This window comes from Bradyrhizobium sp. P2_E8 (genome assembly GCF_056403875.1).
In genome coordinates, this window is the sequence record NZ_JBFUES010000849.1 from 1 (window position 1) to 3,284 (window position 3,284).

Here is a 3,284-nt window from a genome sequence, read left to right on the forward strand (position 1 = left end):
CCATCACCATCGGCCTGCTCGAGCTGACCGGACAGGCGCGCTCGATGCAGGAATTCTCGTTCCAGGTGTTCGAGGCCTTCACCGCAGCGACCCTGCTCTATCTCCTTGTCAACGCCGTCGTCGTGACCGCGATGCGCTTCCTCGAGCGCTACGTCGCGATCCCCGGCTACATTACGGGGAAATAGCGCCATGTTCGGTAATCTCGATTTCGACGTCATCCGCCGCGCGCTGCCCTATCTGTTCTTCGAGGGCATGACGTTCACGGTGACCCTGACGACGCTGGCCGGCCTCGGCGGCCTGATCTTCGGCACCGCGATCGCACTGATGCGACTGTCCGGCTTCAAGGTGCTCGGCCGCATCGCCGGCATCTATGTCGACTTCATGCGCTCGCTGCCGCTGGTGCTGGTCATCTTCTGGTTCTACTTCCTGGTGCCCTATATCGGGCAGTGGGTGACCGGCGCGTCGCGGCCGATCAGTGTCGGTGCGTTCGCCTCCTCGCTCATCACCTTCATCATGTTCGAGGCGGCGTACTTCTCCGAGATCATGCGCGCCGGCATCCAGTCGATCTCGCGCGGCCAGCCGGCCGCCGCCAACGCGCTCGGCCTGACCTACGCCCAGACCATGCGCTACGTCGTGCTGCCGCAGGCGTTCCGCAACATGCTGCCGGTGCTGCTGACGCAGACCATCGTGCTGTTCCAGGACACCTCGCTGGTCTACGTGCTCTCGATCCCGGACTTTCTGGGCGCGGCGAGCAAGGTCGCGCAGCGCGACGGCCGCCTGGTCGAGATGTACCTGTTTGCCGCCGTCGTCTACTTCACCATTTCCTGTGTTGCGTCCTTCGGCGTTCGTCGCCTCCAGGCACGCATCGCCATCATTCGATAGAGCGTGTCGGTCATGATCGAAATCAGCCACGTCAACAAATGGTACAGCCCGACCTTCCAGGTGCTGACCGACTGCACCACCAGCGTCACCAAGGGTGAGGTCGTCGTGGTCTGCGGTCCCTCGGGTTCGGGCAAGTCGACGCTGATCAAATGCGTCAATGCGCTGGAGCCGTTCCAGGAGGGCGACATCAGCGTCGACGGCACCAAGGTCAACGACCCCAAGACCGATTTGCCGAAGCTGCGCTCGCGCGTCGGCATGGTGTTCCAGCATTTCGAGCTGTTTCCGCATCTCAAGATCATCGACAATCTCTGCCTCGCCCAGCAGAAGGTGCTGGGCCGGTCGTCTGACAAGGCGGTGGCGAAGGGCATGCAGTTGCTGGATCGCGTCGGCCTCAAGGAGCAGGCGCAGAAGTTTCCGGCGCAGCTCTCCGGTGGCCAGCAGCAGCGCGTGGCGATCGCGCGCGCGCTCGCCATGGACCCCATTGTCATGCTGTTCGACGAACCGACCTCGGCGCTCGACCCCGAGATGGTGAGCGAGGTGCTCGACGTCATGGTCGACCTCGCCCATGAGGGCATGACCATGATGGTCGTCACCCACGAGATGGGCTTTGCCCGAAAGGTCGCCAATCGCGTGATCTTCATGGATCGCGGCGAGATCGTCGAGGACGCGGCGAAGGAGGATTTCTTCGGCAAGCCGCGCAGCGACCGCGCGCAGAAGTTCTTGTCGAAGATTCTGTCGCATTAACTTTCTGGCGTCATTCCGGGGCGCGACGCAGTCGCGAGCCCGGAATCCATAACCACCATCGGGAGTATGGATCCCGGGCTCGCGCTACGCGCGCCCCGGGATGACGAAGAGTAGGGTTTATCGGGCTCACCAAATCCCGTATACCGACAGCCAAATCCCCTTTTCCCGCCAGGAGACCCGCCTTGGACTCGATCGCCTACGTCAACGGCTCATTCGTCCCGCTCTCGGAAGCCAAGATCTCGGTTCTCGACCGCGGCTTCCTGTTCGCCGACGGCATCTACGAGGTCTCGGCCGTGCTGGACGGCAAGCTGGTCGACAACGCCTCGCACCTGGCGCGGCTGGAGCGTTCCGTCGGCGAGATCAGCTTGAGGCTGCCGGAGACGGTCGAGCGCATCACCGAGCTCCAGAAGGAGCTGATCGCGCGCAACAAGCTCGAGAGCGGCCTCGTCTATCTCCAGGTCACGCGCGGCGCCGACAAGGGCCGCGACTTCCCGTTCCCCAAGGCTGAGGTCAAGTCGAGCCTGGTGATGTTCACCTCGGAAAAGGACATCATCAATGCGGCCTCGGCGAAGACCGGCATCAACGTGATCACCGTGCCCGACATCCGCTGGGAGCGGCGTGACATCAAGAGCGTGGCGCTGCTGGCGCAGGTGCTGGCGAAGCAGGCCGCGGCGGAAGCCGGCGCAGGCGAAGCCTGGATGCTGCAGGACGGATACGTCACCGAAGGCGGGTCATCGTCAGCGTTCATCCTGACGAAGGATGATGTCATCGTCACCCGCAAGAACTCCAACGCGATCTTGCCGGGCTGCACCCGCAAGGCCGTCATCGCGCTCGCGGAAGAACGTCAGCTCCGCGTCGAGGAGCGGTCCTTCACGGTCGCCGAGGCACTCGCCGCCAAGGAAGCTTTCATCACCTCGGCCTCGTCGTTCGTGCAGCCGGTGGTCGCAGTTGACGGCAAGACAATCGGCGAGGGCAAGCCCGGCCCGACGGCGACGCGTCTGCGTGAGATCTACGTGGAATTCGCCAAGGCGACGGCGGTTTAGGCCACACCCTCCACTGTCATCGCCCGGCTTGACCGGGCGATCCAGTACTCCGCGACAGGAGTGCTTGAATCGAGAGGCCGCGGCGTACTGGATGCCCCGCTTTTGCGGGGCATGACAGCGGAATTAAGCGCGCGAACGTCAGCCCCTCACGCGACCGACGCCTTCACCTTCACCGGATGCACCGCCCGGAACGCGATCGCGATTCTGTTCCAGGCATTGATGGCCCCGATCAGCATCGTCAGATTCACCGTCTCCGCTTCGGAGAATTGCGCGCGGACCTGCTCGTAGACATCGTCGGGCGCATGCGTCTCGGAGATCAGCGTGACCGACTCGGTCCAGGCCAGCGCGGCGCGCTCGCGGTCGGTGTAGAGCGGGGATTCGCGCCAGGCGTTGAGCAGATAGATCCGCTGTTCGGTCTCGCCGCGTTTGCGGGCGTCCTCGGTGTGCATGTTGATGCAAAAGGCGCAGCCGTTGATCTGCGACGCCCGAATCTTGACGAGCTCGATCAGCGATTTCTCGAGTCCCGTGGACTGGATCTGCTCCTCCAGCGCCATCAGCGCTTTCATCGTGTCGGGGGCGGCCTGGTAGAAATTCATGCGGGGTTTCATGGTCGTT

Annotated in this window: 4 protein-coding genes and 1 pseudogene; 4 read left to right on the forward strand and 1 reads right to left on the reverse strand. The window is 63.5% G+C overall.

Annotated features, from left to right (window positions below; translation table 11 throughout):
• The 4 genes and pseudogenes from AC1D00_RS32970 to AC1D00_RS32985 all read left to right on the forward strand — a co-directional run.
• A pseudogene (locus AC1D00_RS32970) lies at positions 1-185 on the forward strand (amino acid ABC transporter permease); the annotation flags it as partial.
• A 4-nt stretch (positions 186-189) separates the two neighbouring features.
• Entirely contained in the window at positions 190-882 is a 693-nt protein-coding gene (locus AC1D00_RS32975; RefSeq protein ID WP_027547452.1) for an amino acid ABC transporter permease, read from the forward strand.
• 12 nt (positions 883-894) lie between these two features.
• A complete protein-coding gene (locus AC1D00_RS32980; protein WP_027547453.1) occupies positions 895-1,626 on the forward strand; it encodes an amino acid ABC transporter ATP-binding protein in 732 nt (243 codons plus the stop codon).
• A gap of 182 nt (positions 1,627-1,808) precedes the next feature.
• Positions 1,809-2,669, forward strand: coding sequence for a D-amino-acid transaminase (locus tag AC1D00_RS32985; RefSeq protein WP_404552654.1), 861 nt, complete (start codon positions 1,809-1,811; stop codon positions 2,667-2,669).
• A 146-nt stretch (positions 2,670-2,815) separates the two neighbouring features.
• Here AC1D00_RS32985 and AC1D00_RS32990 read toward each other — a convergent pair whose 3' ends face one another.
• Positions 2,816-3,277, reverse strand: a complete 462-nt coding sequence (locus tag AC1D00_RS32990) for a carboxymuconolactone decarboxylase family protein (protein ID WP_135175415.1) — start codon at positions 3,275-3,277, stop codon at positions 2,816-2,818.
• Between the last annotated feature and the right edge of the window lie 7 nt (positions 3,278-3,284).